Source organism: Ruminiclostridium sufflavum DSM 19573 (genome assembly GCF_003208175.1).
Lineage (GTDB): Bacteria > Bacillota > Clostridia > Acetivibrionales > DSM-1351 > Ruminiclostridium > Ruminiclostridium sufflavum.
Genome location: NZ_QKMR01000007.1, coordinates 54,337 through 80,528, shown reverse-complemented (window position 1 = coordinate 80,528; position 26,192 = coordinate 54,337). Strand labels below are relative to the sequence as shown.

The window sequence follows — 26,192 nt, the reverse complement described above, 5'->3', positions numbered from 1 at the left end:
ATCATATATCATTTTATTTTTATTAATTTAAGGCGTATTCCAATTACATATAAAATGAATTTAGGCAGCTTCAGCATTCTTTTAAAGCGTCTGGGCTCCTTATAAAGTCTGTACAGCCATTCCAACCCGTGATTTCTGAAAAAATCCGGAGCCAGCTTAACATTACCGGCAAGAACATCCAAGGTGCCTCCGACTCCCATACAAACCTTAGCCTTGAGCTTATCCTTATTTTCATGAATCCAAAGTTCTTGCTTGGGAGCACCCAAACAGACAAAAAGAACTTCGGCACTTGAATTGTTAATTTCTTCTATAATTTTTTCGGTATCTTCTTCTGAAAAATATCCGTTACGAGTTCCTACAACATCAGCATAAGGATAATCGCAGATAATATTTGCCTGTGCTTTTTCCGCTATTCCCGGTTTGCCGCCGAAGAGGAAAAACCTGATAGGCTTTTTTGAGGAGGATTTAAGCAGGTTTTTTGCCAAATCAACGCCTGACACCTTTTGCCTGACCGCCTTGCCCAATATTTTAGAAGCTAAGACGACGCCTGCGCCATCAGCTACAAGCATGTCAGCCGTATTAAGAACTTGTCTCATTTGGCTGTCTGATATGCCATCCATCATTATTTCGGAATTAGGTGTATATATTGCATGACTTTTATCGGAAGAAATAAAATGATATATTTTTTTGACTGCTTGTTCCATTGTAATATCATCTATATTGATTCCCGCAATATTAACAATTTTTCGCATATACCCTCCACAATTCAAATACCGGTGATAAACCGAATCCCACAGCAACTAAAAGCAAATTCATTTGAAAAATCTCTGTTGTAATTTGACGAAATTCTCTTTTCTATGTGAATAATTTACTTATACAGTTTAGTTTATCTTATTTTATTTGTCAATGACAGGAAGGAAAAGGACAGAAATATACTAAATTATTTGATAATAAAATGATTATATAAATCAAAAAGAACATATATTAAATAAGTAATCAACCTTTCATGCGAAAGCTTTGCCTTATACCGGCTGCATAAATAATTATTTTATAAATAAGCCGGAAGGCTGGCAAAGTCAATACCATAGGACGATAGCTCGGGCTTGAGCTGCAATTGACTTGGCAAATAGAAAATAATAATGGAGGTACAAGGTCCATGCAGCAGGTAAATAGATGATTGGCAATTTGTTTGAGGCAGGGACGATATTGTTATGCGGAAAAATAAAATATTGCAATTTTTGAAAGTGTATATTCTGATAACTATAGGAGCCGGAATTACCGCACTGGCTATCAATATATTCCTCGTTCCTTATAAAATTGCTCCGGGAGGCTTGAGCGGACTGGCTACGGTGCTTTTTTATATAAGCGGAGGAAAGCTGCTTGTTGGTGCGACGATGCTGGTAATTAATGTTCCGTTATTTTTACTTGGATTCAAATTTATAGGTAAAAGGTTTTTTTTCAGGACACTTTACGGTACTGTCATTCTCTCTGTTATTATAGATTTAACCGAAGCATATTCAGCCGATTTTGCAAAAAGGCTTCTGGTAAACGGCACCGGTGCTGCAAATACTCCCGACATTTTGCTTTATAGCATAATTGGCGGGTTTATAAGCGGGGTAGGGCTTGGTATTGTATTAAAAATGGATGCTACAACCGGAGGAACAGAGCTGGCGGCAAAGCTGCTTAATAGAATATTCAAGAATATGACAATCGGACAATTAATTCTGTGGTTGGATGCATTAATTATACTATTTGCAATTATTGTATTTAACAGCATTTTGATAGGCCTATACTCATTTGTAAGTTTATTTCTGACAACTAAAGTAATTGATGCTTTGGTTGCCGGTGTGGATTACTCCAGAGCGGCATTTATTATTTCAGACAAGCAGGAGGAGATATCAAGGAGACTTTTGATTGAATTGGACAGAGGTGTTACGGAATTAAAAGGCAGAGGTGTCTACTCCGGAAAGGATAAAAACGTAATACTTTGTGTCATAGGAAGAACACAAATACAACGGCTCAAGGAAATTGTACAGGAAGTGGATAAGAATGCCTTCATGATTTTGGCAGAGGTTCACGAAGTTCTTGGAGAAGGGTTTATGGAAATACCAAAAGTTTAAGGAATCATTATGCTTTTTTAGCAGGTCTGCTTATGAATTTTTCCTCTTAATTCGACATAATTCGCCATAAAATATTGACAAATATATAAATTGATAGTACATTTATATTAATCTAAATTTAATATTTTTTGGGCTTTTCTACTTTGTGATCAGATGCTGTAAAGTCTTTGAAAATCTGTATTCCACAGGCTTGAAGACTACTTTTATTTAAAGGCTTTAAAGTTAACATATTCTATTTTATTTCAGGGGGATATTACATATGAAAATAAGAATGAAACTATCTATAGCAATGGTTTCAATGATAGTTGCCGCTTCAGTGGTTTTAGGAGCTGTGGCACTGTATAAATCAATAGACACAATTAATGACATAACAGAGACCTCCATGTCCGATATTGGCAGGTATGATTCAACCATTATCAGTTTAATGATTGAAAAGGAAATGAGAAATGTTGCTTTAATAGCACAGCAAAAGGAGGTTGAAGATATCTTGTCCTTGAAACAGGCAGGAGAGCCGGTGGAGAAGCTTCAGGCGGATTTGAACAAAAAGCTGCAGAATATTGCTGAAGAAGCAGGCAATGTAGACAACATTTATATTGCTGACTCAAAGTACATGGTTTTGGCTGATAGTGAAGTAAATCTTATTTATAGTGATATGAGTGACAGGGAATATGCGCGAAAATTATTTGAGACCGGTGAGCCTGTGATAAGTGAAACATTAGTATCAAAGTCAACAGGCTCTAATATTGTTGCCTTTGTTTATCCTATCAAGGTGGATGACAAGCTGATGGGCTTTGCTTCAGTTACGGTAAATGCAGAAAGTATAACAAATTATTTGTCAAATACAAAAATATTAGGTACCGAGTCAAGTTATGCCTTTTTAGTGGATGAAAAAGGGAATATTCTTTATCACCCCAGAAAAGATAAGATAGGTAAGCCGTCTGACGTAAGCCAGATTAATTCTATTGTTGAAAGGGTTAAAAAAGGTGAGAAATTAGAATCCGATATTATTCAATATGAATTTGAGGGACATTATAAGAAGGCGATATACAGCATAATACCTGAAACAAACTGGGTACTGGTTGTAACAGGGGACATTGAGGATATAATGCTGCCAATAACCAACATGGTGAGGTATATTCTGATTATAGGAGTTATTAGTGTAATTTTGGCACTTCTAATCGGACTAATAATATCAAATAAAATATCGTCTCCTATTATAAAGCTTACCGGACTGATAAATAAAACTGCAGATTTGGATCTTAAGGATGATAATACCTACGAATATCTTGTGAAAAGCAGAGATGAAATTGGCATAATGGCTAAATCCATATTCCAAACACGAAGGGTGTTGAAGGAAATGGTTGAAAAGCTTATTAATGTATCTCAGATTGTCATGGAAAATGCAGGAAAGATGGAAAGCCTGTCAATAGATATTCAGGGCAATGCCAATGATAATTCTGCCACTACACAGCAATTATCTGCTGGAATGCAGCAAACAGCGGCTTCGGCAGAGGAAATTACAGCTACAACCAATGATATTGATTCCAGTGTCGCTGCAATTGCTGTCAAGGCAAAGGAAGGTACAGAAGTTTCCAATCAGATAACAGAAAAGGCCGATATTTTGAAAAAGGATGCCCTTGAGTCTACTCAGCATACCAAAACAATTTATGAAGAGGCTAAAATAAAAATGGAGGATGCTATAGAGAAATCCAATACAATTGCGGAAATTGGTGTTTTAGCCAACACTATACTTTCTATTACCGAGCAGACAAATCTTCTTGCTTTGAATGCGGCTATCGAAGCCGCTAGAGCCGGGGAGGCCGGAAAAGGCTTTGCGGTGGTTGCCGATGAAATTCGAAAGCTGGCGGAGCAATCCTCACAAACAGCTGCCGGTATCCAGGGAATAGTTAAAAACGTCTATTCTTCGGTAGGAAATATGAAAGAGAATTCAGAGGCTATTTTATCCTTTGTTGACCAGAATGTATTAAAAGATTATGAGAAGCTGATAAAAGTAAGCGAACAATATAACAGTGATGCCTTATATGTTAACGACCTTATGAAGGAATTTGAAATGGCTGCCGGCAAGCTTAATGCAGCTGTTTCAAATATTACGGTTGCCATGAATGAAGTTTCTGTAACGATAAATGAAGGTGCAAGGGGAGTACAGGATATTGCAGCTAAGACTACGGAGATTGTAGATAAAACTGTGACAGAATCAAAGCTTGCTGATGAAAATTCGCAAGGAGCAGCTGAGCTCATGGAGCTGGTGGAAAAGTTCAAGATTTAGTTTTAAGCCCCAAGAATCGGTAGGGTAATCTTATTACTCGATTCTTGGGGCTTTTCAGGTTATTAGTATTCCTTAACCAGAAGTGCTCTTATGTAGCCTCTGTCTGTAGTGGTTGATTCAATATAGAAGCCGCGTCCGTAATAAAATCTGATTAGGTCAAGGTATTTTGAGGCAGTATGAAGACTTACCTTCCTCACTCCTTTTGATTTAAGCATTTTATCAACCAGATTAATTAAAGACTTGCCGATTCCTATATTGTGGTAGTCGAGCCGCACTCCGAATCTGCTTATGTAAGCGGTATTATCAGGTAAAAGCTTGATTCTGATAGAGCCGACGGGATTATCGTCTATAATGGCAATATAAACTTCCCTTTCCAGAATATCTGCTTCAATTTCCTCTATGCTTTCAGACAGGGCCTCCATTGTTCCTGATAAGCCCGTATCCTGCATGTATTTTTTAAAGGATTCCTGCATAATGGTTGATATAGCAGGGGCATCTTCTATAGAAGCCTTTCTTATAATAAATGAATAATTCATTTCGTTTTTCCCTCAATCCTAAGGCTTTAAGCTTTTGTGGCACTGTTATAAACAGATATGCAATATTCCGCTTATTTAGTTTTTGGGTTTTTTGTTATAACAGGTTGTGTATTTGCCGCTATACTTATTAAAATTACTTGACAAGCAGAGTCGCCAAGACAGCCTTTTGTGCGTGCAGCCTGTTTTCGGCTTCATCAAAAATTGCTGACTGCGGGCCGTCAATAACCTCTTTGGTCACCTCATAGCCTCTGTATGCAGGCAGACAATGCAGGAAAATTGCATCGTCATTAGCTTTTGCAAACAGCTCACTATTAATCTGGTAAGGCATAAAAATTTTGAGCTTTTCAGCCTTTTGCTCCTCCTGACCCATGCTTATCCAGGTATCGCCATAAACAACGTCTGCACCTGCGGCAGCTTCGGCAGGGTCCTGAGTCATTAATATCTCGGAACCTGTCAGCTTTGCAGCTGCCTTTGCTTCTTCCACATATTTGTTATCACATTCATAGCCTTCAGGTGATGCTATTGCAATATTCATTCCCACCTTTGCACAGCCGTGGAGCAGTGAATGTGCAATGTTGTTTCCGTCACCGATATATGCAAGCTTAAGGCCTTCAAGCTTTTTCTTGTGCTCATAAACGGTTTGAAGGTCGGCAAGAATCTGGCAGGGATGCATTTCGTCAGTCAGTCCGTTTATAATAGGAATAGTTCCGAATTCAGCAAGGTCATCCACGTCACTTTGCTTATATGTTCTGATCATAATACCGTCTAAATATCTTGACAATACGTTGGCTGTATCATAGATAGATTCGCCTCTTCCAATCTGGATATCATCTGAGCTCAGAAACAGGGCTGAGCCTCCCAGCTGATACATTCCAACCTCAAAGGAAACTCTGGTTCTGGTCGAGGACTTTGAAAAAATCATTCCAAGGGTTTTGCCTTCCAATATATGATGCTTTATGCCGCTTTTGTTCTGCTCCTTGAGCTTTAATGCAAGCTTCAGCAGATCATGTATTTCATCGGTAGTCAAATCGTTAAGACTTAATAAGTGCTTCACAATAAATTCACTCCTTCTGGACTAATTATAATTAATATATATTTTCGGAGAGCTTCTCCGGCTATTTTAAAGGTGCGCTATTTAATCTGCATTTTGTTTCTTTCAAGCTATCCCCTGTATACCGAGTATTCATCAAGAGAATATATATCTGCCTTGTTATCGGCAATCAGCCTTTCCAGAATGCTCAGAACTGCATTTGTGGTATCCAGAGAGGTTATGCAAGGTATATTGTACTCCATTGATGTCCTTCTGAGGATAAAGCCTTTCCTTTCGGGAATTTTGCCCCGGGTGGGGGTGTTTATAACAAGGGTTATTTTATCTTCCTTTATATAATTCAATATATTATCCTCTTCAATGAATTGGACAGGAAGCTCTGCCTTATGCAACGCAGCATATGTTCCGGCTGTGGCGGAGAGCTTAAAGCCCAGTTCAAGCAGCTTGTTTGCAATTTCAATACACTCCGTCTTATCTCTGTCTGCGACGGAAAGGAGTACGTTTCCGCCTGAAGGTATCAGCATTCCCGATGCGGCGATGGCCTTGTATAATGCATTGTAATAATCCTTATCAACACCCATTACCTCTCCTGTTGACTTCATTTCAGGCCCTAGGAAGGTATCAACGGTAGTCAGCTTTGCAAAAGAGAATACGGGAGCCTTTACAGCGAAGTAAGCAGCTTCTTTCGCAAGTCCGGGCTTATAATTCAGCTCTGTCAGGGTTTTACCCATAATCAGCTTTGTAGCCACACTTACCATCGGTATACCTGTAATCTTGCTCATTATCGGAACGGTTCTGCTGGCACGGGGATTTACCTCTATAACATAAACCTTCTCATATTTGTTCATGACAAACTGAATATTAAACAGGCCGACTACCTTAAGAGCCTTTGACAGGCGTACGGTGTAATCCTCAATCGTAGCCTTGACCTTCAAGGAGAGATTACGGGGGGGATATACAGCAATACTGTCTCCCGAATGTACACCGGCACGTTCAATATGCTCCATTATTCCGGGTATAAGAACCTCATTTCCGTCACATATACCATCTACCTCCATTTCTCTGCCGACGATATATTTATCTATAAGTATAGGATGCTCTGTGGAAATCTCGGCAGCCATCGTAATATATTCTTCAAGAACCTTGTCATTATAGACGACCTCCATGGCACGGCCGCCGAGTACATAAGACGGTCTGACCAGTACGGGATATCCTATTTTATTTGCTATTTCTCTGGCATGCTCAAAGGAGAATGCAGTGCTTCCTTCGGGTATGGGAATATTCAAGGCTTCCAGCAGCTGTAGGAATTTCTCTCTGTCTTCGGCTATATCAATGCTTTCCACTGTAGTACCGAGAATATTCACACCTTCGGAATGAAGGGTTTCAGCCAGATTGATTGCAGTCTGGCCTCCAAACTGAACGATAACTCCCAAGGGCTTTTCCTTTTCAATTATATCAAGGACACATTCCTTTGTAAGAGGTTCAAAGTAAAGCTTGTCGGCGGTATCAAAGTCTGTGCTGACAGTTTCCGGGTTATTATTGATTATAATTGACTCAATACCCATTTCCTTCAGCGTTTCAACAGAGTGAACACTGCAATAGTCAAATTCAATGCCCTGACCTATCCTGATTGGTCCGGAGCCTATAACCAATACCTTGTCACCGGGTGTTTCCTCTACATCATCCTTTTCCTCGTAGGTTGAATAATAGTAAGGTGTCACCGCTTCAAATTCACCTGCACAGGTATCAACGATTTTATATACGGGCTTTATCGGATATTTTTTTCTAAGTGCTATTATTTCGTCCAAGGAAACATTGGCAAGATTTGCGATGTATGAATCGCCAAACCCGATTTTCTTCGCTCTTGAATATAAATCATAATCCAGAAAGGCTATACCGGCATTTGTGATTTCTTCACCCAGCCTGACAATTTTTTTTAGCTTTCTGATAAAGAATTCATCTATTTTAGTTATTCTTACTATTTCTCCTGCAGAAACACCCTTCTGCAGTGCCTTGCACAGTGCGAATATACGCTGGTCACTGGGGTGCTGAACATATTCCACCAGCTCCTCGCGGCTCATGGTATCAAAGAGGCTCAGACCCAGCTGATAGTTAAATTTGATATCCAGAGAATCAATTGCTTTTAAAAGTGATTCTTCAAAGGTACGGCCTATTGCCATTACCTCTCCTGTTGCCTTCATTTGTGTGCCCAGACTTCTGTCCGCATTGGCAAACTTATCAAAGGGCCAGCGGGGAACCTTTGTAACAACATAGTCCAATGCCGGCTCAAAGCATGCGCTTGTGGTTTTGGTCACAGAGTTCTTGATTTCATCAAGAGTCATTCCTATAGCAATTTTTGCAGTTACACGGGCTATGGGATATCCTGTGGCCTTGGACGCAAGAGCACTGGAACGGCTTACTCTCGGGTTTACTTCGATTACTACGTATTCGAAGCTGTCAGGATTAAGGGCAAACTGGATATTGCAGCCGCCTTTTATATCAAGTGCGCGGATTATCTTGATTGAAGCAGTCCTGAGCATCTGGTATTCAACGTCGGATAGGGTCTGGCTCGGAGCGACAACGATACTGTCACCCGTATGAACACCCACAGGATCAAAATTTTCCATATTACATATAATAATACAGTTGTCGCTGCTGTCACGCATTACCTCATACTCTATTTCCTTCCAGCCGGCAACACTCTGTTCAAGAAGCACCTGACTGATCATACTTAGTTTAAGGCCTTTGCCGCATATATATTTGAACTCCTCCATATTGCTTGCGATACCTCCGCCGGAGCCGCCGAGAGTATAAGCGGGCCTTATAATAATGGGAAAGCCGATTTCCTCCGCAAATTCAACAGCATCCTTTAGGGTAGTAACGATTTTGCTTGGAGCAACCTTTTCATTTATTTCCTCCATTGTTTCTTTGAAAAGCTCTCTGTCCTCCGCTTTCTTTATTGAGGAAAGGGAAGTTCCCAGAAGCTCAATATGCATTTCATCCAGAATTCCGTCCTCAGCCAGCTGAACAGCCATATTGAGGCCTGTTTGTCCGCCGAGGGAAGCCAGAATGCCGTCGGGCTTTTCTTTATATATAATCTTTTTTACAAATTCCAGTGTGATAGGCTCTATGTAGACCTTATCGGCTGACTGCGTGTCTGTCATGATTGTGGCAGGATTACTGTTTATCAGCACCACCTCAATGCCTTCTTCTCTGAGAGATTTGCAGGCCTGCGTACCTGAGTAGTCAAATTCGGCGGCCTGGCCTATTACTATAGGGCCGGAGCCTATAACTAATACCTTTTTTATATTTAAATTCTTGGGCATATATCTTTCCTCCGTTATATTACACAATAAATATCCTTAACCGGTTACGGGATTCTTATCTTTGAAATCAGCTGTTTCAGCAGTCAGAGATAATATTCACCGTGAAACCCCGGCCTTAAAGCATTTTTACAAAATCATCGAAAATATAGGCCGAGTCCTCGGGGCCCGGTGCCGCCTCGGGATGGTATTGCACGCTGATAACAGGCAGGCTTTTGTGCCTGAAGCCTTCAATGGTATTGTCATTAACATTAATATGCGTTATTTCAATATCCTCATTTGAACTTCCGTCTATGGCATAGTTGTGGTTCTGAGAGGTAATATAGCATCTGCCTGTAATGTAATCCTTAACAGGATGATTGCCTCCGTGATGGCCGAATTTAAGCTTCTTGACACTGCATCCCAGTGCCAGCCCCAATAACTGATGTCCGAGGCATATACCCAAAACAGGCTTTACGCCAAGCAGCTTTTGTATAGTCTGTCTGGCAGCAGGTAAATCACGTGGATCGCCCGGGCCGTTTGACAGCAGGATGCCGTCAGGATTAACAGCCATTATCTCCTCAAAGGAGCTGAATGCAGGAAGGATGTGAATATCACAATCCCTGCTCTTTAGTGAGCGTACAATATTGCTCTTGACACCGAAGTCCAGAAGTGCAACCTTTTTTCCGGAACCGGGGACATGTATATGAGTTTTTGATGTAACCTCCATAACTAAATTTCTGGGAACAGCCTTATAGGACTCCAGATTTCTGCGCAGTATGTCAAGATTCCCGCATTCTGTGGAAATAATTCCGTACATGCTTCCGTATTTCCTTATATGCTGGGTCAATGCACGGGTATCTATGCTTTTTATGCCTATTATATTGTGCTTGGCAAAGTATTGATTAGGCTCTATTGTATTCCTCCAATTACTTGGCGTAGTGCATAATTCCTTGACGATAAAGCCTTGTACATGCGGTTTGTAAGACTCGGTGTCTATTTCATTAAAACCGTAGTTTCCAATCAAAGGATAGGTCATAGTTACAATCTGACCGTTATATGACGGGTCAGTGGCTATTTCCTGATATCCGGTCATACTTGTATTAAATACAATTTCTCCAGCTGTTTCGCCGTTTTTACCAAAACCCTCGCCTGAGAAATAAGTTCCGTCCTCAAGTAATAATACTGCTTTCATATTTTTCCTCCTAAAGTGCTTCATCGATTGCTGATGTCAATGCCGCAATAAATTCATCAGCATCGGCTTGTGTGATTATCAGCGGTGGAAGTATTCTGAGAATATTTTCTCCCACGTTTGCGATTAAGTATTTCTTTTCAAACATTTTTGCTTTTACAGCGGGAGCAACAGGCTTATTCAGCTCAATCCCAATCATAAGACCTACGGCTCTTATCTCCGATATTACCGGATAAGTAGAGGAGGACAAGGCTTCCAGCCTTGATTTTATATATAAGCCAAGCTTTTCTGCATTTTCAGAAAGCTTTTCTTCCTTCATTATTTTCATTACCGCTAATCCTGCTGTACAGGCTAAAGGGTTACCGCCGAAGGTAGAGCCGTGCTCTCCGGGTGTAAATGCTCCGGCTGCATGCTCTTTTGCACATACGGCTCCTATAGGTATTCCCCCTCCTAAGGCTTTTGCCAGTGTAAAGATATCGGGCTCCACATTATACTTCTGATAGCAGAACAGCTTGCCTGTTCTTCCGATACCGGTTTGAACCTCATCAAATATAAGGAGAATATCTTTTTCAAGGCACAGCCTTTTTACATTTTGCAGGTACTCGGGATTGCAGGGATATACACCGCTTTCTCCCTGAACTGGTTCAAGCATAACAGCACAGGTGTTTTCGGTAATTGCAGCCTCCAGTGCGGCAAAATCATTGATGGGTACCTTCTTAAAGCCTTGTGTAAGAGGCTCGAAGGGTTTCGCATACTTCTCCTGACCTGTGGCACTCAAAGTAGTAATGGTTCTTCCGTGGAAGGATTTCTGAAGAGTAATTATTTCGTATTTCTCAGGCTTTCCAAGCTTTTTGAAATAAATTCTGGCCAGCTTTATTGCACCTTCATTTGCCTCGGCGCCGCTGTTGGAAAAAAATATTTTATCTGCACAGGAGTTTTCAACAAGCTCCTTTGCCAGAAGAGCCTGCGCTTCAATATAGTAAAGATTTGAGCAATGTATCAGGCTTGACACCTGCTCAGTAACCATATCCACGAAGGTTGGATGGGAGTAGCCTATGGAATTGACAGCTATTCCTGCAAAGAAGTCCGTATATTTTTCGCCTTCGGTGCTCCAGAGATGTATGCCTTCACCTTTTGTAAAGGCTACAGGTATTCTGCTGCCAAATGTATTCATAAAGTATTTTTTATCATATTCCTGAATTTCATTTAAGAACATAAAATCACTCCTTTTAATACAAAAGTAATAAATAATTCGATATCATATAATGTATAATTTATAATTATACATTGTTATGCATAAAAATGCAATGATAATAATTCTTATAGTAAAAAGTCAATTGCTGCCGCCTGAAAAATGATACATATTGTTCAGATATGTTATCGCACTAAGGCTTGAACAGTAATTGACTTCAGTAAATTTGTGCTTGTTTATATGCAGCAGCCCTGAAAGGCTTAGCTATTATTTCTTAATAAAGTGCTTCGTTTTTATGGTATAATTTTTTTTCTTTCATAATCATAGTACCGATACCTTTGTTTGTAAATATTTCAAGAAGAATACAATGAGGAATACGGCCGTCCAGAATATGTGTCCTTCCTACTCCCTTTTCAAGTGCATCCACGCAGCCAAGAACCTTTGGAATCATACCTCCGTCAATAATCTTGCTGTCAATCAGCTCATGAACCTCGTCGGCAGTTAAGGCAGGTATTATTGAATCGCCTTCTTTGGAGGCTTTAACTCCCTCAACATCGGTGAGAAGCATCAGCTTTTCTGCTTTTAGCGCTGCGGCTATTTCACCTGCGACGGTATCTGCGTTTATATTGTAGCTTTCACCGTCAGAGCCCACTCCAATAGGAGCGACAACAGGTATATACTCATCCTTTGATATAAGCTCAAGAACCTTTGAGTTTATCTTTATAATGTTTCCTACATAGCCTATGTCTGTCATCTTACCGTCAAGCTCGGTTTTGTACTGCTCACATTCAATAAGCTTCCCGTCAATTCCGCACAGGCCTATAGCTTTTCCGCCTTTTCCGTTGAGCATTGAGACTATTTCCTTGTTGGTCTTTCCGACCAAAACCATTTGAGCTACCTCCATAGTCTGGGAATCTGTAACCCTCAGCCCGTTTATGAAGCGGCTTTTTATATCAAAAGCCTGCAAGGCCTTATTTATATCAGGACCGCCGCCATGAACAAGAACAGGATTCATTCCTATATATTTGAGAAGTGTAATATCCTCCATTACGGAGTTCTTCAGTTCGTCATTAATCATTGCATTTCCGCCGTACTTTATAACTACGGTCTTACCGTACAGCTTTTGTATATATGGCAGAGCCTCTATAAGTATTTCTGCTTTCTTTATTTGATTTTCCAAATTCATAAAATATGCCTCCCGGTTTTCTGAATACTTTAATTTCAAATCATTTTATGGAACGCTTAATCCGGTTTAAAGACCGTAGCCCTCCTCGATTCCCAGCATGATATTCATATCCTGAACGGCAGCTCCGGATGAGCCCTTGCCCAAGTTGTCAAGAACTGATACAAGCATTATTTGCTCATTATTTCCGACAACATATATTTCCAGATAGTTGGTGCCGTTTACTCTTGTTGCCCCTAAAAAGCTGTTTTGGTAATTATTTTCGCAGCCAAGAGGCATAACCCGGATATATTTTTCCTGACTGTAATAGTTTTCCATATATTCATGCAGGCTTTCTTTTGTATATGGAACAGGCAGCAGCCTTGTATGCAAGGGTACACATACGGACATTCCCTTATAATATGAGCTTATAACGGGAGAAAACAGTGGTGGGCAGCTAAGACCGCTTATTGCAGTCATTTCGGGTATATGCTTGTGAGTCAGGCCTAAGCTGTATAGCTGAGGACTTTCAAACGGATTGCCTTCGGGATTTTCATATTCGGCAATACGTTTTTTTCCGCCTCCGCTGTAGCCTGAAATGCCGAAGGTTGTAACAGGATAATCTTTTTGAACGATTCCGCCGGCTACCAAAGGATACATTATACTTATGAAACCTGTTGCATAACATCCGGGAACAGCCACTCTGCAGGAGTTCTTTATTTTAAGGCGGTGTTCTGTGCTCAATTCGGGCAAGCCATATGCCCAATCTTTACTTGTCCTGTGGGCTGTACTTGCATCAATCACTCTTGTTGTAGGATTTTCAATAAGAGAGACTGCTTCTGCTGCCGCTGAATCAGGCAGACAAAGAAAAACTATATCTGCCTCATTGATGCATTTTTTTCTTTCATCAATGTTTTTACGTTTATCGTAGTCAATTTTAATTATTTCCAAATCATTTCTGCCTGATAATCTTTCATTAATCATCAAGCCTGTAGTACCTTCGCTGCCGTCAACAAAAATATTATACTTCATATTTATATCATCAAATCCTTTCAATGAATAGAACTGCTATATCCGGCTTGTTTTCACTTTTGCACAAAGTTAATCACCATAGCCTTAAAAACGATACGTGTTGTTCCTGTATTTTAATGGGAAGGCTGAAATCCGGTCTTTTTCCTATGGAATATGGCCTGTTTTTAATTGTATTATAATTATACACTTCTGTGCATAAAAATACAACATAGCAGGATACTTTTTTGTATGCATGTCAGACAGTAGGTTGTGACTGTATAGTATACAAAAGTACTAAAAGCTAAAAAATAATTTTGTTAAAAAGCTATATGGTTTGTACTGGGAATGAAGTGTATTATATTAAATATAGAAGTCATACGAAAATATATTTAAACAATTTGCGAGTTTTTAGGAGGTAAAAATGGCTAGTTTAAAATTGAAGAATATGTACAAGAGATATTCAGGTGGGGTTACAGCTGTTAATGATTTTAATCTTGATATTGAGCACAATGAATTTATAGTTTTTGTTGGTCCTTCCGGATGCGGTAAAACTACTACACTTAGAATGATTGCCGGTTTGGAGGAAATTACTGAAGGCGAATTATATATAGGCGACAAATTGATGAATGATGTTGCACCAAAGGATAGAGATATAGCAATGGTTTTCCAGAACTATGCGTTATATCCTCACATGACAGTTTTTGACAATATGGCTTTTGGTCTGAAGCTAAGAAAAACACCAAAGGATGAAATTAAGAAGCGTGTTCATGAAGCAGCTAAGATTCTTGATATTGAGCATTTGCTTGATAGAAAGCCAAAGGCTTTATCAGGAGGTCAGAGACAGAGAGTTGCGTTAGGTCGTGCTATAGTTCGTGAACCTAAAGTATTCTTAATGGATGAGCCTCTTTCAAACTTGGATGCAAAGCTCAGGGTTCAGATGAGAACCGAGATAGGAAGATTACATCACAGACTTAATACAACCTTTATTTATGTAACACATGACCAGACAGAAGCCTTGACAATGGGTACAAGAATTGTTGTAATGAAGGACGGCTATATTCAGCAGGTTGACACTCCGACTGCACTTTATGACAGGCCTAATAACATGTTTGTTGCTACATTTATTGGCAGCCCTCAAATGAATATAATTACTGCTAAGCTTGAAAAACAAGGAAATGATTTACACCTTTTATTCGGAAAGAACGATATAAAGCTTCCTGAAGGAAAAGCTAAAAAGCTTGAAGGCACTGATTATATCGGCAAGGAAGTTTTGGTTGGTGTCAGACCGGAGCATATCCGTGACGAAGCTATGTATTTGGAATCAATGCCTGAAAGTGTTATTGAATCAAAGGTAGATTTAGTAGAAATGCTCGGAGCAGAGACTTACCTTTATCTGGTTGTTGAAGGTGCTATGGCAACCGTTACAGCAAGAGTTAATGCAAGGTCAAAGACTAGAACCGGTGATGTTATCAAAGTTGCAATTGATGCAAATAAGATTCACCTGTTTGACAAAGAAACAGAACGTACAATTATAAATTAATATTATTATAGCTATAAAAAAGGAAAGCTTAGCTTTCCTTTTTTTGTTGTATGAGCAACCTGATTTATATGCTGTGGCAATAATGACGATGCCTCAATTATACCTTTTAAAAGTTACCAAAATAATTTAATATAAGTATTGTAGTAATAAAAATTGTTTTAGTGTATAATTTTATTAGATTGTGAATTGTTATGACAACGTCTTCACATACTTTTGAGCGGGAGGCTTGACATGTCGGTAAAATTATTTCAGACGCTATCTGAAAAATATAGCGAGATTATAGGCAAAGAGATAGGGATAACTGACGAAAGTGGAGTTATTATAGCTCATTCTAATTTTCAGATGATAGGTATGTCGGATGATAGAGTTAATGATTTCTTGCAGACAAAAAAGCAGAATGAGATGATAGATGATAAGATCTATTATAAAGTTCTGGTTAAAAATAGAGTCGAATTTGTAACCTTTATTAAAGCTGCCGAGGAGCAGGACTTGAAATTTTTAGAATTGTTTACATTAAACATACTTAATCTTAAAAGCTTTTATGATGAAAAATATGATAAAAATACCTTTGTCAAAAATATAATAGTAGAAAATATTTTACAGGGAGATATTCTGTTAAAAGCCAAGGAGCTGCATATTGATTACAATTTGCTCAGAGTGGTTTTTTTAATTAAAGCTGTAAGTGAAAAGGATATCCATGTTCATGAAGTTATTGAGAGCTTATTCCCTAACAAGAACAAGGACTTTGTGATTGTGATTGACAATGATAATATTGTTCTTGTTAAAGAGGTGAAAAGCAAGGATGACTATAAAGAAACGTCTAAGATAGCCAAGATTATCCTAGACACACTTAGTTCAGAATTAATGGTAAAAGCCAGTATTGGCATAGGAACTATCATCAATAACCTTAAGGATATTACAAAATCATATAAAGAGGCTCAAATGTCTATGATTATAGGCAATATTTTCAGTGGCGACCAAAAGGTTTATGATTACAATAACTTAGGACTGGGAAGGCTTGTTTACCATATTCCTACTACGCTTTGCCAGCTGTTTCTTGATGAGGTATTCAAGGATAAATCTGCCGACTCGCTGGATAATGAGACAATGCTTACAATTCAAAAATTCTTTGAGAACAATTTAAATGTCAGTGAAACTGCAAGGCAGCTTTACATTCACAGAAATACTCTGGTATACAGACTGGAAAAAATCAAAAGGATTACAGGGTTGGAGCTTACAAGCTTTGATGATGCCGTAACCTTTAAGATAGCTGTCTTAGTCAGAAAATATTTGGCAAGCATCAATGAGTGAGCTTGGGGTAACGGACACAAAAACTAATAAGGAGTTATTTGAAAGTGGTAGAATTTATTAATGTGAGCAAGAAGTATCCAAACGGAACTGTTGCATTAAAGGGTATTAACTTAAAAATTAATAAGGGAGATTTTGCTTTTATCATAGGCTCAAGCGGATCGGGGAAGTCAACTTTACTGAAGCTTTTAATGAAGGAAGAGGCTGTTACCGAGGGAGAGGTAATTGTAAACGGTTATCAGCTGTCAAATCTTCATCACAAGCAGATTCCGTACTTACGCCGCGGAATGGGAATGGTTTTTCAGGATTTCAGGCTGCTCCCCAATAAAACTGTCTATGAAAATGTTGCATTTGCAATGGAAATAACGGAATGCATTCCGAAGGAAATACGAAGGCAGGTGCCTATGTCACTTGCCTTGGTTGGCTTGAGCAGAAAGGCTAATGCTTATCCTCATCAGCTGTCAGGAGGAGAACAGCAGCGTGTGGCTATTGCCAGAGCTCTGGTAAACAGCCCGGCTTTATTGATTGCAGATGAACCGACTGGAAACTTGGATCCTGAAAATTCATGGGAAATTGTAAAGCTTTTGACGGAAGTCAATCAGAGGGGGACTACTGTTGTTGTTGCTACTCATGAGAAAAGCATAGTTGATGCTATGAAGAAAAGAGTAATAGCTATTGACAAGGGACGAATAATAAGAGATCAGCAGAAAGGGCTTTATGGGGATGAAGATACGGAGTATAAAATATATTCTTAAGACAAGTATTCTGAATGCTTCAAGAAACAGGCTTATGTCACTTGCATCAATTAGTATAATAAGTGCCGCCTTGATTTTGTTTGGAGTATTTTATTTAATATTAGTAAACCTAAACTACAATATATCTGTATTATCACAGCAACCGACAATGCAGGTGTTTTGCCTTCCGGAGCTTACAGACGAGCAGGTTGATGCGGTTCAGACTGAAATTGCAGGCAATGAATATGTGGAGAGCTTTACTGTTGTGTCCAAAAAAGAGGCTTTTGAGCAATTAAAGAAATATCTTGCCGACAATAAACAGGAAGAAGGAGGCTCGGATATTTTATCGGGATATGACGAGAGCTTCATGAATGTATCTTTTATTGTTAAGGTGGACAATCCCGAAAATAGTGAGCTTGCCGCAACAGAGTTTCTTTCGTTTCCGGGAGTTGAAAATGTAGAGTATTCGCAGAAGACCATTGATGTCATTCAGAAAGTATCAAATTGGGTTAAAATCATCAGTATAGTGCTAATAGGGCTTTTATTGGTCATATCCCTGTTTATTATATCAAATACCATCAAGCTGACGGTATTTGCAAGACGTAAGGAAATTAATATAATGAAGTATATTGGTGCTACAGATTGGTTTATAAGATGGCCTTTCATATATGAAGGAATATTTATTGGTATTATAGGGGCAATTATAGCCTTTGTGCTTGTCGCATATATATACAGTCTTGGAGAGCCTATAATGAGCAAGGATTTGGCAGTGTTCGGCGGCGGTTTTGCGACTGTGAAGTTTAAAGCTGTTTGTGGCACGTTAGCGCTGATTTATATGGGCATCAGCACTGTTATAGGTGCATCGGGAAGTGCTTTGTCTATACGGAAGCATCTTCACGTATAAAAGCTAATGATTTGCCCAAGGGTTGGGGAAAGCTTTGATTAAAAACTAAATATGGTCTTGGTGACGATATTAATATCGTCTTTTTAGGAGAGACAAGCTTTAAAGCTAATTTTGAAAGCAGTATATAATTAAAATGAGTTTTTAACAGAAGATAAAAATGGGAGGATAAAAAATGAAGAAAAGATTATCTATGCTTATGGCGGCTATATACATATTTTCATGCGTTATTATACCTGTCAGTGCAGCATCAAGCCTTGAAAGCGCAAAAAATCAACAGAAACAGGTTAGCAGCAAGATATCTCAGCTGGCTAAGGAGAAAAAGGCTTTGGAAAGCGAGATAAAACAAAAAACTTCCGATATAGAGAAGCTTCAGGCTGATGCGGAAAAAACCAAGGACACTATGCAGAAAAAATCAGAAGAAATATCAAAGGTCAATGCGGATATTGACCTTATAAACAAAGAGATAGATGCCATCGAGAAGGAGTACGAATATAAAAACGAGCTGTTTAAGACTAGAATGAGGGTTATGTATCAAAATATGAATAAATCCTCACTGGAAATCTTTATTGAATCAAAAAGCTTCAGCGAGTTTTTCTCAAGAATTGAGCTTATATCTCTCGTAAAAGAGAATGACGAGAAATTAATTAAAGAAATCGCGTTAGGCAAGGAAAATACTGAAATAAAAAAGCAGGCGAAGCTCAATGAGCTCGAAAAAAAGAAGGTGCAGTTAAAAACTCTTAATGCAAAGGTTTCTGACATAAAGACTTCAAGAGCGAAAATGGAGTCTGATGTTGAAAGCCAAAAATCAAGGCTGAAGGCAGCTGAGAAAAAAGAAGATGAAATGATAGAGCTGTCAAAGGAGCTTGAAAGCAAGATATCCCAATTACAGGACAAGACAACAAAGTATGCCGGAGGAGTTATGAAGTGGCCGACTCCGGGATATACGGGAATTTCTTCTCCATATGGCTATAGAATACATCCGATATACAAGGTCAGAAAATTTCATACAGGTGTTGATATTAACGCTCCTTCAGGAGCCAGTATTGTTGCCGCCAACAGCGGTAAGGTAATTTTAGCGGGCTGGAACGGGGGATATGGGAATTGTATTATAATAGATCATGGAGATGGAATAGCCACCTTGTACGGACATCAAAGCAAGTTGCTTGTGAGTGTGGGAGATAAGGTTAGCAAAGGTGATGTTATAGGAAAGGTAGGAAGTACAGGGCTTTCAACCGGGCCTCATTTACATTTTGAAGTAAGAGTGAATGGTCAAACAAAGGATCCTATGGGTTACTTTACATAATAATTAAAAAATATAAAGCCAGTTGCCAAAGGTCAACCGCTGTCGGCTGAGGAACCGATGATATCGTCACGATAGTCTATCGTTGCCAACGCTTAAAACGTAATTGCCTTTAAAAATTTTATGAAATTGAGCCCGCATAAAAAATGCGGGTTTATTATTGCCGATTTAAGCATATCAATATATATAATACTTATTTGCATTGAAGCAATCTGTGGGATATTAATATGTGAATTAAAAATAAAAAGTTTGAAGATCAAGAGGTGAATATTTTGGATTTTGATAAAAAGGAATTCTATCCTAAGAATTTAAAAAGTATTATTGTAATGACAGCCTTGATATCTTTTTTGGTATGTGCACTGCTTTTTATGGGAATTGGCTATTTTTCGGGGAGCTATTCGCTGGCCTTCAGCAAAAGCAGCGTAAGCAGGGAAACGATTGAAAAGTTCAATGAAGCCAGAAGTATTCTGCAAAGCAAGTATTATGAGAATGTCGATACAAACAATCTTGTAGAAGGTGCTATAAAGGGAATGGCGGATTCGTTAAAGGATCCTTATACTGTTTATTATGACAAGGAACAGATGAAATGGTTTATGGATCTGCAAAAGAATACCGAGGATAATTATGTGGGCATCGGATTGCCTATAATTCTTGATAAAAATGGAATAGCGACGGTTCTGGAACCGTTTGATGACTCTCCGGCAAAAGTGGCCGGAATTAAGCAGGGTGACAAAATACTTAAAATTGACGGAAAAGATATAACTGACATTAAAGACGACACACTGATAGCAAGTATGATAAAGGGAGAGGAAAATACAGAAACCGTACTGACTATATTCAGAGAGTCTCTTAACAGCACATTGGATATTAAGGTTGTAAGAAAGAAAATAGTTGCGAAATTGAATATCAGAAGCGAAATGCTGGAGGGTAATATCGCATATATAAAATTAAAGATGTTTGACGAGAACATAAGTAAAAATTTTATCAGCCAGCTTGACAAGTTGACGGAGGATGGGGCAAAGTCTTTAATAATTGATGTAAGAGACAACCCGGGAGGCTTATACAAGGAAGTTGTAGACTTGGCCGACAGGATATTGCCAAAGGGAACAATTGTATATACCGAGGACAGAAACGGAAAAAAGGAAGTGGAAGCCTCAGATGATACAGAACTGAATATGCCTATTGTGGTTCTGACTAACGGTAACAGCGCAAGTGCATCAGAAATCCTTGCCGGAGCCATTAAGGATTTAAAAAAAGGAACGCTGATAGGAACCAAAACCTTTGGCAAGGGCTTGGTACAAACAACATACGGTTTTAATGACGGGACGGGAATAAAGCTGACCATCGCAAGGTATTTTACCCCGGCCGGTATATGCATTCAAGGAGAGGGCATAAAGCCCGATATAGAGGTTAAACTTGATGAGAAATATAAAGACACATCTGTTTCTGTTATTCCGCGAGAAGACGATATACAGCTTCAGAAGGCTATAGATGTATTATCCAACAAATAATACAAATTTTAAGGTATAATTTTTACTAATAAGCCACATAATACCAAGTAGCAGAGAAGTTTTATACAAACTGAAAAACTCTAAATATACTTATTCAAGGAGGTGCCTTATTCATGCCGATGTTTTACAAGGTTTTCAACAGATAATAGGCATGAACATAACTATGGATGAAAATGAGAAGGTAAAATATGAAATTGCACGTGAGCTTGGATTGATAGAAAAGGTTATGCGGGATGGCTGGAAAAGTCTGAGTCCAAAGGAAACAGGCCGAATCGGCGGACTGGTTAATAAAAGAAGGAAGACACAGATACAAGAGGGCCAGCAAATTTAATTTGCTGGCTTTTACGCAGTCTGGACTTTGAATCTGTTTTTAGCATTAGGAGGCTTTAGCAGATATGGATTGCGTATTGATAAATTCGCTCTTTATTTGTGGAATTTGTGATAGAATTATAAGGATATAAAAAGCCGATAAGGACGTGAGTGAAATTTATAATAATTTTGCGTATGTATATGATAAATTGACCCATGATATAGATTATAAAAAATGGGCGGATTATGTGGAAAGTATTATTGAGAAGCATAAGGCAGAGGCTTCTATGATATTGGAGCTTGGCTGCGGTACGGGCAGCTTTGGTATAGAAATGGCCAGACGCGGGCATGAGATGATTTGTCTGGATTTATCAACGGAAATGCTGGACTGTGCCAGCGAAAAAGCAAAAAAGGAAGGCCTTGATATACTGTTTCTTAATCAGGATATGTGTAATTTTGAGCTTTACGGCACTGTGGATGTAATAGTTTGCCTGCTTGACAGCTTTAATTACCTTACTAGGGCATCTCAGGTTCAAAAGCTGTTTAGGCTGGTCCATAATTACTTGAACCCTAACGGGCTGTTTATTTTTGATGTCAATACACAGTATAAATTTGAAAAGGTTATTTCGGATAATCTTTTTTATGAAATAGGTGAGGAGGTTACATATCTTTGGGAGAACCGGTATAATCACAAAACAAAAATAGCAAGGTTTGACTTGACATTTTTTGTAAAGCAGAATAAGTTTTATGAAAGATTTGATGAAATGCATTTCGAGCGGGCATATTCAAATGATGAAATAATAAAGTTTATCGATGCTTCTAGACTAGAGCTTGTATCTGTGTATAATGAACTGAGGCTGAAAAAACCGACAGAAAAAAGCAACAGAAATTTTTACATATGCAGAAAAGTTAATATCTGAAGCATTAGATTATATTTACAGGTGTAATTGCTCCAAAAGTAGAGAAAATAATTTATAGCGCTTAATATGATTAGTATTTTCTTTGCGTCATGTGGAGACTAAAAATAAATATCATTTGACAGTTAGCAAGATATATGTTAAACTTCTATATGTTGTTAAAAGGACGCGATCATATCGCGCAATAAGTTTAGTTATATTTCAGGAGGAATTGATCGATGGAAAAGGGAAGAGTTAAATGGTTTAATGCTGAAAAAGGCTTTGGATTTATCGAAAGAGACGGCGGAAATGACGTATTTGTACATTTCTCAGCAATCACTATGGATGGATACAAAACACTTGAGGAAGGCTCAGAAGTAGTATTTGAAGTTGTTGAAGGAGCTAAGGGTCCTCAGGCTGCAAATGTTCAGAGAGCATAATAATTGCTTTAACTATATACTGAAGTAGCCATTATACCCCGATATATTATATATATCGGGGTTTTCAATGTTTTTAGATAATTGTAGATAATAAACATAATACGAGAAGCATGAGAGGAATATAAAAATGAATGACTACATCGTACGGGTAACAGCAGCAGAAGGGACAGTACGTGCTTTTGCATCAGTATCAACGGAGCTTGTGGAAAAGGCAAGGCTGGTGCATGGCCTGTCGCCGATAGCCGCATCGGCTTTGGGCAGGACGCTTACGGCAGTAGCAATGATGTCAAAAATGTTAAAAGGCGAAAAGGATAAGCTTACAATTCAAATTAAAGGAAATGGCCCGCTGGGAGGCATAGTGGTAGCTTCTGACTCTAATGCGAATGTGAGAGGATATGTGGATAATCCTGTTGTTGATTTGCCGCTGAACGAACGAGGCAAGCTGGATATAAGGACAGCAGTAGGCTATGGATATATCAATGTCATTAAGGATATGGGCCTTAAAGAGCCGTATATAGGTTTTTCGGATTTGGTTTCAGGTGAAATAGCGGATGATTTAACGTATTATTTTGCAAAATCAGAGCAAGTGCCGTCAACAGTTGCTTTGGGAGTTCTTATTGATGTGAGCGGCGTCAAAGCTTCCGGCGGATTTATAATTCAACTCATGCCGGGAACAGACGAGGAGACAATTGAGAAGCTCGAGGAACGATTAATAGGTTTTCCTCCTATATCTCAGCTGCTATCTGACGGTGTTGCCCCAGAACAGATTTTAGAGCGTTTATTGGAGGGCATGAATCCCAAAGTTATAGAAAAGGTGCCTTGCAGCTTTAAATGTAACTGCTCAAAAGACAGGATGGAGAGGAATCTGATTAGTATCGGAAAAGAAGACTTGCTTGAAATACTTGAAGACGGAAAGGGCGCAGAGCTGCAATGCCATTTTTGCAATACAAAATATAATTTTACTCATATAGATTTAGAGAGGCTTATTAGAGGGCTCCATAAAAGGGAGTAAAATATGATTTTGTTAGATTTTTTGAGTATTATTGAGTATTGCAAAGTATTATAAAAATATTTTTAAAAAAAGGTAAAAAAAGTTGTTGACTTTAGCAACATTGTCTTGTATACTATCAATTGTCGCTCACGGAGTTAAGCAATGGGAGCTTAGCTCAGCTGGGAGAGCATCTGCCTTACAAGCAGAGGGTCATAGGTTCGAGCCCTATAGTTCCCACCATGCTCCGTGAAAGACATACAAATTGGCCCGGTAGTTCAGTTGGTTAGAATGCCAGCCTGTCACGCTGGAGGTCGACGGTTCGAGCCCGTTCCGGGTCGCCAATTTGCCCAGATAGCTCAGTCGGTAGAGCAGGGGACTGAAAATCCCCGTGTCGCTGGTTCGATTCCGGCTCTGGGCACCAAATGCGGGTTTAACTCAGTGGTAGAGTGTCACCTTGCCAAGGTGAAAGTCGAGAGTTCGAATCTCTTAACCCGCTCCAACTAATGAGGCAGATTGCATTTGTAATCTGTCTCGCTTTAACGGCGCTATAGCCAAGTGGTAAGGCCAAGGTCTGCAAAACCTTTATCCCCCGGTTCAAATCCGGGTGGCGCCTCCAAAAGAATAACCTGTAAACGGCTTAAATTGCGTAGTTTACAGGTTTTTTTGCGTCTGAATTAAATCTCTTATATTACACATATGTTACAAAAATTAGGCGGAAAACAGTTAAAGAAATACTTGATAATGCCATTCACATGAAGGTTATTGTTGGTCGGGTATTTTTACCTGCAATAATTCATTATTTACCGTCGCTCTGCACCTTCCCTTTTCAAGGATGCAGTTATGGTAAGTTCCAATTTTTTAGCCCTTCAAATTTCAGATATGATTCCAATTTCTGTTCTAAATAAAAGGATAGCGTTATTAATTTAATGGAAGGGTTATTTAATTGAAGTAAAAAAATATACAAAAATGTCGAATAATATGTTGACATTTTTGTTATATTGATATAGTATAAACATATAATTAATTTAATGAATTAATTATATCGTTAATTAACAAAAATAAACAGATAATATGCAATATATTTATAATAATTTGCTATTTTATATGGAAAACTAAATATATTGTACATTATATAATTAATTAAATTGATTATATTAATTATATAAAATTATGGAGGTTGATTATGAAAAAAAGGGGAAAAAATCTTGAAGATATTCAAATTAGTAATCGCTCCCTTGTAATAAGAATGATGCTGAGACAGGAAAACCTTTCTCGTGTCGAGTTGGCTAATAAAACGGGATTAAAGCAGGCTACCATAACAAATATAATTAATGAATTACTCGAATGTGGTCTTGTAAGAGAAACCGGTATTATCGGAGACAGCAGCCGTGGAAGAAGAATGATAGGGTTAAGGATTAACACCCAGGATTTTAGGATAATTTGTGTCAGGCTTACCCGTAAAAATTTTGTTGCTGGTGTATATGATCTTAAGGCAGAAGAAATTTATAAGGAAAAGGTAAATATCGTTTCTCAGGGAGAAGTGGAAAAAACACTGACAATTATTAAAAATGTCATTCGTAATTGTATGGATAAGTCGGAAGGTAAAATAATATTAGGAATTGGCGCTGCAATACCTGGTCCGTTTGTTAAGGCTGAGCATCATTTCGCATTGGTAACAGGTTTTCCGGAATTAAAAAACATAAATCTTCAAAAGATACTATCAGAAGAATTTGATGTTCCGGTTTATGTTGAGCACGATGCAAATGCAGCGGCTTTTGCAGAATGGGAATCTACACACTGCCGCAATGGCCTGATAGAAGATGAAGGCAATCTTTTGTGTGTAATGCCGGGACAAGGGGTTGGTTCAGGAATAATAATAGACGGAAAAATCGTTCGTGGGCAATTGGGTATAGCAGGAGAAATAGGACATATGAGCATTGATTATTCCGGGCCGCGCTGTGAATGCGGGAACAGGGGATGCTTTGAAAAATATGCTTGTATCAGTGCTATTCTGGAATTTATGAAACAGAATATACCAAAATACAATGATACTTGCCTTCATTCGGGAAGTACAATCCAGGATTTAAATAATGCGTTTGAGAGGGGAGATGCTCTGGCGGTTCTTACTATAACCCATTGGGCAGAATTTTTGGGGTATGGGATAGCGAATCTGGTAAACATATTGAATCCGGATATTATTGTAATTGGAGATGATGTTCCGCGTAATAAAAGGTTTCTGAAAATAGTACAGGACACAGTAAAGGAAAGAGTTCTTGAGGATATATATAAAAAGTTGGAAATCCGCCTGAGCCTTTTCAATGATGATGTCACACTTGTAGGATCATGTTATCTCGTCGTCGAGGAGGTTGTAAACTCACTATCATTTATAAAAATTCGGTAACATTTTAG

The 26,192-nt window shown here is 38.7% G+C and carries 21 protein-coding genes and 5 tRNA genes; 18 read left to right on the top strand and 8 right to left on the bottom strand.

The window, feature by feature from the left end; genetic code table 11:
• Positions 1–8 precede the first annotated feature (8 nt).
• Entirely contained in the window at positions 9–752 is a 744-nt protein-coding gene (locus LY28_RS07565; RefSeq protein WP_110461574.1) for a WecB/TagA/CpsF family glycosyltransferase, read from the bottom strand.
• A 459-nt stretch (positions 753–1,211) separates the two neighbouring features.
• Between LY28_RS07565 and LY28_RS07560 the strand changes: the two genes are divergently transcribed.
• On the top strand, positions 1,212–2,120 hold the full coding sequence (locus tag LY28_RS07560) for a YitT family protein (protein WP_110461573.1): 909 nt from the start codon (positions 1,212–1,214) through the stop codon (positions 2,118–2,120).
• Positions 2,121–2,379: 259 nt separating this feature from the next.
• Positions 2,380–4,407 (top strand): methyl-accepting chemotaxis protein, encoded by a 2,028-nt coding sequence (locus LY28_RS07555; protein WP_110461572.1) that lies wholly within the window; start codon positions 2,380–2,382, stop codon positions 4,405–4,407.
• Positions 4,408–4,469: 62 nt separating this feature from the next.
• Here LY28_RS07555 and LY28_RS07550 read toward each other — a convergent pair whose 3' ends face one another.
• The 7 genes from LY28_RS07550 to argC form a co-directional block, all read right to left on the bottom strand.
• The gene (locus tag LY28_RS07550; protein WP_110461571.1) at positions 4,470–4,943 is read right to left on the bottom strand and encodes a GNAT family N-acetyltransferase; all 474 of its coding nucleotides are present in this window, start codon (positions 4,941–4,943) and stop codon (positions 4,470–4,472) included.
• A gap of 133 nt (positions 4,944–5,076) precedes the next feature.
• On the bottom strand, positions 5,077–5,997 hold the full coding sequence (argF, locus tag LY28_RS07545) for an ornithine carbamoyltransferase (protein WP_110461570.1): 921 nt from the start codon (positions 5,995–5,997) through the stop codon (positions 5,077–5,079).
• 107 nt (positions 5,998–6,104) lie between these two features.
• Positions 6,105–9,317 (bottom strand): carbamoyl-phosphate synthase (glutamine-hydrolyzing) large subunit, encoded by a 3,213-nt coding sequence (gene carB, locus LY28_RS07540; protein ID WP_110461569.1) that lies wholly within the window; start codon positions 9,315–9,317, stop codon positions 6,105–6,107.
• Positions 9,318–9,432: 115 nt separating this feature from the next.
• The gene (gene carA / locus LY28_RS07535) at positions 9,433–10,488 is read right to left on the bottom strand and encodes a glutamine-hydrolyzing carbamoyl-phosphate synthase small subunit (RefSeq protein WP_110461568.1); all 1,056 of its coding nucleotides are present in this window, start codon (positions 10,486–10,488) and stop codon (positions 9,433–9,435) included.
• A 10-nt stretch (positions 10,489–10,498) separates the two neighbouring features.
• Positions 10,499–11,701 carry an aspartate aminotransferase family protein gene (locus LY28_RS07530; protein WP_110461567.1) on the bottom strand — a complete coding sequence of 401 codons (1,203 nt, stop codon included), beginning with the start codon at positions 11,699–11,701 and terminating at the stop codon, positions 10,499–10,501.
• A gap of 250 nt (positions 11,702–11,951) precedes the next feature.
• Positions 11,952–12,863: an acetylglutamate kinase gene (gene argB / locus LY28_RS07525; protein WP_110461566.1), complete on the bottom strand. Its 912-nt coding sequence runs from the start codon at positions 12,861–12,863 to the stop codon at positions 11,952–11,954.
• Positions 12,864–12,929: 66 nt separating this feature from the next.
• A complete protein-coding gene (gene argC / locus LY28_RS07520; RefSeq protein ID WP_110461664.1) occupies positions 12,930–13,871 on the bottom strand; it encodes an N-acetyl-gamma-glutamyl-phosphate reductase in 942 nt (313 codons plus the stop codon).
• Positions 13,872–14,271: 400 nt separating this feature from the next.
• Here argC and LY28_RS07515 point away from each other — a divergent pair, with 400 nt between their 5' ends.
• From LY28_RS07515 to LY28_RS07440, 16 genes are all read left to right on the top strand, one after another.
• Positions 14,272–15,390, top strand: a complete 1,119-nt coding sequence (locus LY28_RS07515) for an ABC transporter ATP-binding protein (RefSeq protein WP_110461565.1) — start codon at positions 14,272–14,274, stop codon at positions 15,388–15,390.
• A gap of 231 nt (positions 15,391–15,621) precedes the next feature.
• The gene (locus LY28_RS07510) at positions 15,622–16,701 is read left to right on the top strand and encodes a PucR family transcriptional regulator (RefSeq protein ID WP_110461564.1); all 1,080 of its coding nucleotides are present in this window, start codon (positions 15,622–15,624) and stop codon (positions 16,699–16,701) included.
• A 44-nt stretch (positions 16,702–16,745) separates the two neighbouring features.
• On the top strand, positions 16,746–17,453 hold the full coding sequence (gene ftsE / locus LY28_RS07505) for a cell division ATP-binding protein FtsE (RefSeq protein WP_110461563.1): 708 nt from the start codon (positions 16,746–16,748) through the stop codon (positions 17,451–17,453).
• Positions 17,416–18,336 carry a permease-like cell division protein FtsX gene (gene ftsX, locus LY28_RS07500; protein WP_242981183.1) on the top strand — a complete coding sequence of 307 codons (921 nt, stop codon included), beginning with the start codon at positions 17,416–17,418 and terminating at the stop codon, positions 18,334–18,336. The genes ftsE and ftsX overlap by 38 nt, the downstream gene beginning before the upstream one ends.
• 172 nt (positions 18,337–18,508) lie before the next feature.
• Positions 18,509–19,639, top strand: coding sequence for a murein hydrolase activator EnvC family protein (locus LY28_RS07495; RefSeq protein ID WP_110461562.1), 1,131 nt, complete (start codon positions 18,509–18,511; stop codon positions 19,637–19,639).
• Between the two features lie 269 nt (positions 19,640–19,908).
• Entirely contained in the window at positions 19,909–21,147 is a 1,239-nt protein-coding gene (locus LY28_RS07490) for a S41 family peptidase (RefSeq protein WP_242981182.1), read from the top strand.
• A gap of 163 nt (positions 21,148–21,310) precedes the next feature.
• Positions 21,311–21,478 (top strand): alpha/beta-type small acid-soluble spore protein, encoded by a 168-nt coding sequence (locus LY28_RS19735; RefSeq protein WP_340162533.1) that lies wholly within the window; start codon positions 21,311–21,313, stop codon positions 21,476–21,478.
• A 145-nt stretch (positions 21,479–21,623) separates the two neighbouring features.
• A complete protein-coding gene (locus tag LY28_RS07480) occupies positions 21,624–22,376 on the top strand; it encodes a class I SAM-dependent DNA methyltransferase (protein WP_110461560.1) in 753 nt (250 codons plus the stop codon).
• A 215-nt stretch (positions 22,377–22,591) separates the two neighbouring features.
• Complete coding sequence (locus tag LY28_RS07475; RefSeq protein ID WP_004627690.1) at positions 22,592–22,792, top strand: cold-shock protein; 201 nt, start codon at positions 22,592–22,594, stop codon at positions 22,790–22,792.
• Positions 22,793–22,919: 127 nt separating this feature from the next.
• Positions 22,920–23,804, top strand: coding sequence for an Hsp33 family molecular chaperone HslO (gene hslO / locus LY28_RS07470; protein ID WP_110461559.1), 885 nt, complete (start codon positions 22,920–22,922; stop codon positions 23,802–23,804).
• A 143-nt stretch (positions 23,805–23,947) separates the two neighbouring features.
• Positions 23,948–24,023, top strand: a tRNA-Val gene (locus tag LY28_RS07465).
• Positions 24,024–24,047: 24 nt separating this feature from the next.
• Positions 24,048–24,124 (top strand) — tRNA-Asp (locus LY28_RS07460).
• Between the two features lie 4 nt (positions 24,125–24,128).
• Positions 24,129–24,204 (top strand) — tRNA-Phe (locus LY28_RS07455).
• A gap of 3 nt (positions 24,205–24,207) precedes the next feature.
• Positions 24,208–24,282, top strand: a tRNA-Gly gene (locus tag LY28_RS07450).
• 42 nt (positions 24,283–24,324) lie between these two features.
• Positions 24,325–24,399, top strand: a tRNA-Cys gene (locus tag LY28_RS07445).
• A 567-nt stretch (positions 24,400–24,966) separates the two neighbouring features.
• Entirely contained in the window at positions 24,967–26,184 is a 1,218-nt protein-coding gene (locus LY28_RS07440; protein WP_110461558.1) for an ROK family transcriptional regulator, read from the top strand.
• Positions 26,185–26,192 lie beyond the last annotated feature (8 nt).

What these genes read in the sequence shown, in the direction of transcription:
- carB (WP_110461569.1), bottom strand. Translation starts at nt 9,317, where the DNA reads ATGCCCAAGAATTTAAATATAAAAAAGGTATTAGTTATAGGCTCCGGC.
- LY28_RS19735 (WP_340162533.1), top strand. Translation starts at nt 21,311, where the DNA reads ATGGATGAAAATGAGAAGGTAAAATATGAAATTGCACGTGAGCTTGGA.
- carA (WP_110461568.1), bottom strand. Translation starts at nt 10,488, where the DNA reads ATGAAAGCAGTATTATTACTTGAGGACGGAACTTATTTCTCAGGCGAG.
- LY28_RS07560 (WP_110461573.1), top strand. Translation starts at nt 1,212, where the DNA reads ATGCGGAAAAATAAAATATTGCAATTTTTGAAAGTGTATATTCTGATA.
- LY28_RS07550 (WP_110461571.1), bottom strand. Translation starts at nt 4,943, where the DNA reads ATGAATTATTCATTTATTATAAGAAAGGCTTCTATAGAAGATGCCCCT.
- LY28_RS07510 (WP_110461564.1), top strand. Translation starts at nt 15,622, where the DNA reads ATGTCGGTAAAATTATTTCAGACGCTATCTGAAAAATATAGCGAGATT.
- LY28_RS07515 (WP_110461565.1), top strand. Translation starts at nt 14,272, where the DNA reads ATGGCTAGTTTAAAATTGAAGAATATGTACAAGAGATATTCAGGTGGG.
- LY28_RS07495 (WP_110461562.1), top strand. Translation starts at nt 18,509, where the DNA reads ATGAAGAAAAGATTATCTATGCTTATGGCGGCTATATACATATTTTCA.
- LY28_RS07530 (WP_110461567.1), bottom strand. Translation starts at nt 11,701, where the DNA reads ATGTTCTTAAATGAAATTCAGGAATATGATAAAAAATACTTTATGAAT.
- LY28_RS07555 (WP_110461572.1), top strand. Translation starts at nt 2,380, where the DNA reads ATGAAAATAAGAATGAAACTATCTATAGCAATGGTTTCAATGATAGTT.
- argC (WP_110461664.1), bottom strand. Translation starts at nt 13,871, where the DNA reads ATGAAGTATAATATTTTTGTTGACGGCAGCGAAGGTACTACAGGCTTG.
- argB (WP_110461566.1), bottom strand. Translation starts at nt 12,863, where the DNA reads ATGAATTTGGAAAATCAAATAAAGAAAGCAGAAATACTTATAGAGGCT.
- LY28_RS07475 (WP_004627690.1), top strand. Translation starts at nt 22,592, where the DNA reads ATGGAAAAGGGAAGAGTTAAATGGTTTAATGCTGAAAAAGGCTTTGGA.
- hslO (WP_110461559.1), top strand. Translation starts at nt 22,920, where the DNA reads ATGAATGACTACATCGTACGGGTAACAGCAGCAGAAGGGACAGTACGT.
- LY28_RS07565 (WP_110461574.1), bottom strand. Translation starts at nt 752, where the DNA reads ATGCGAAAAATTGTTAATATTGCGGGAATCAATATAGATGATATTACA.
- LY28_RS07440 (WP_110461558.1), top strand. Translation starts at nt 24,967, where the DNA reads ATGAAAAAAAGGGGAAAAAATCTTGAAGATATTCAAATTAGTAATCGC.
- ftsX (WP_242981183.1), top strand. Translation starts at nt 17,416, where the DNA reads ATGGGGATGAAGATACGGAGTATAAAATATATTCTTAAGACAAGTATT.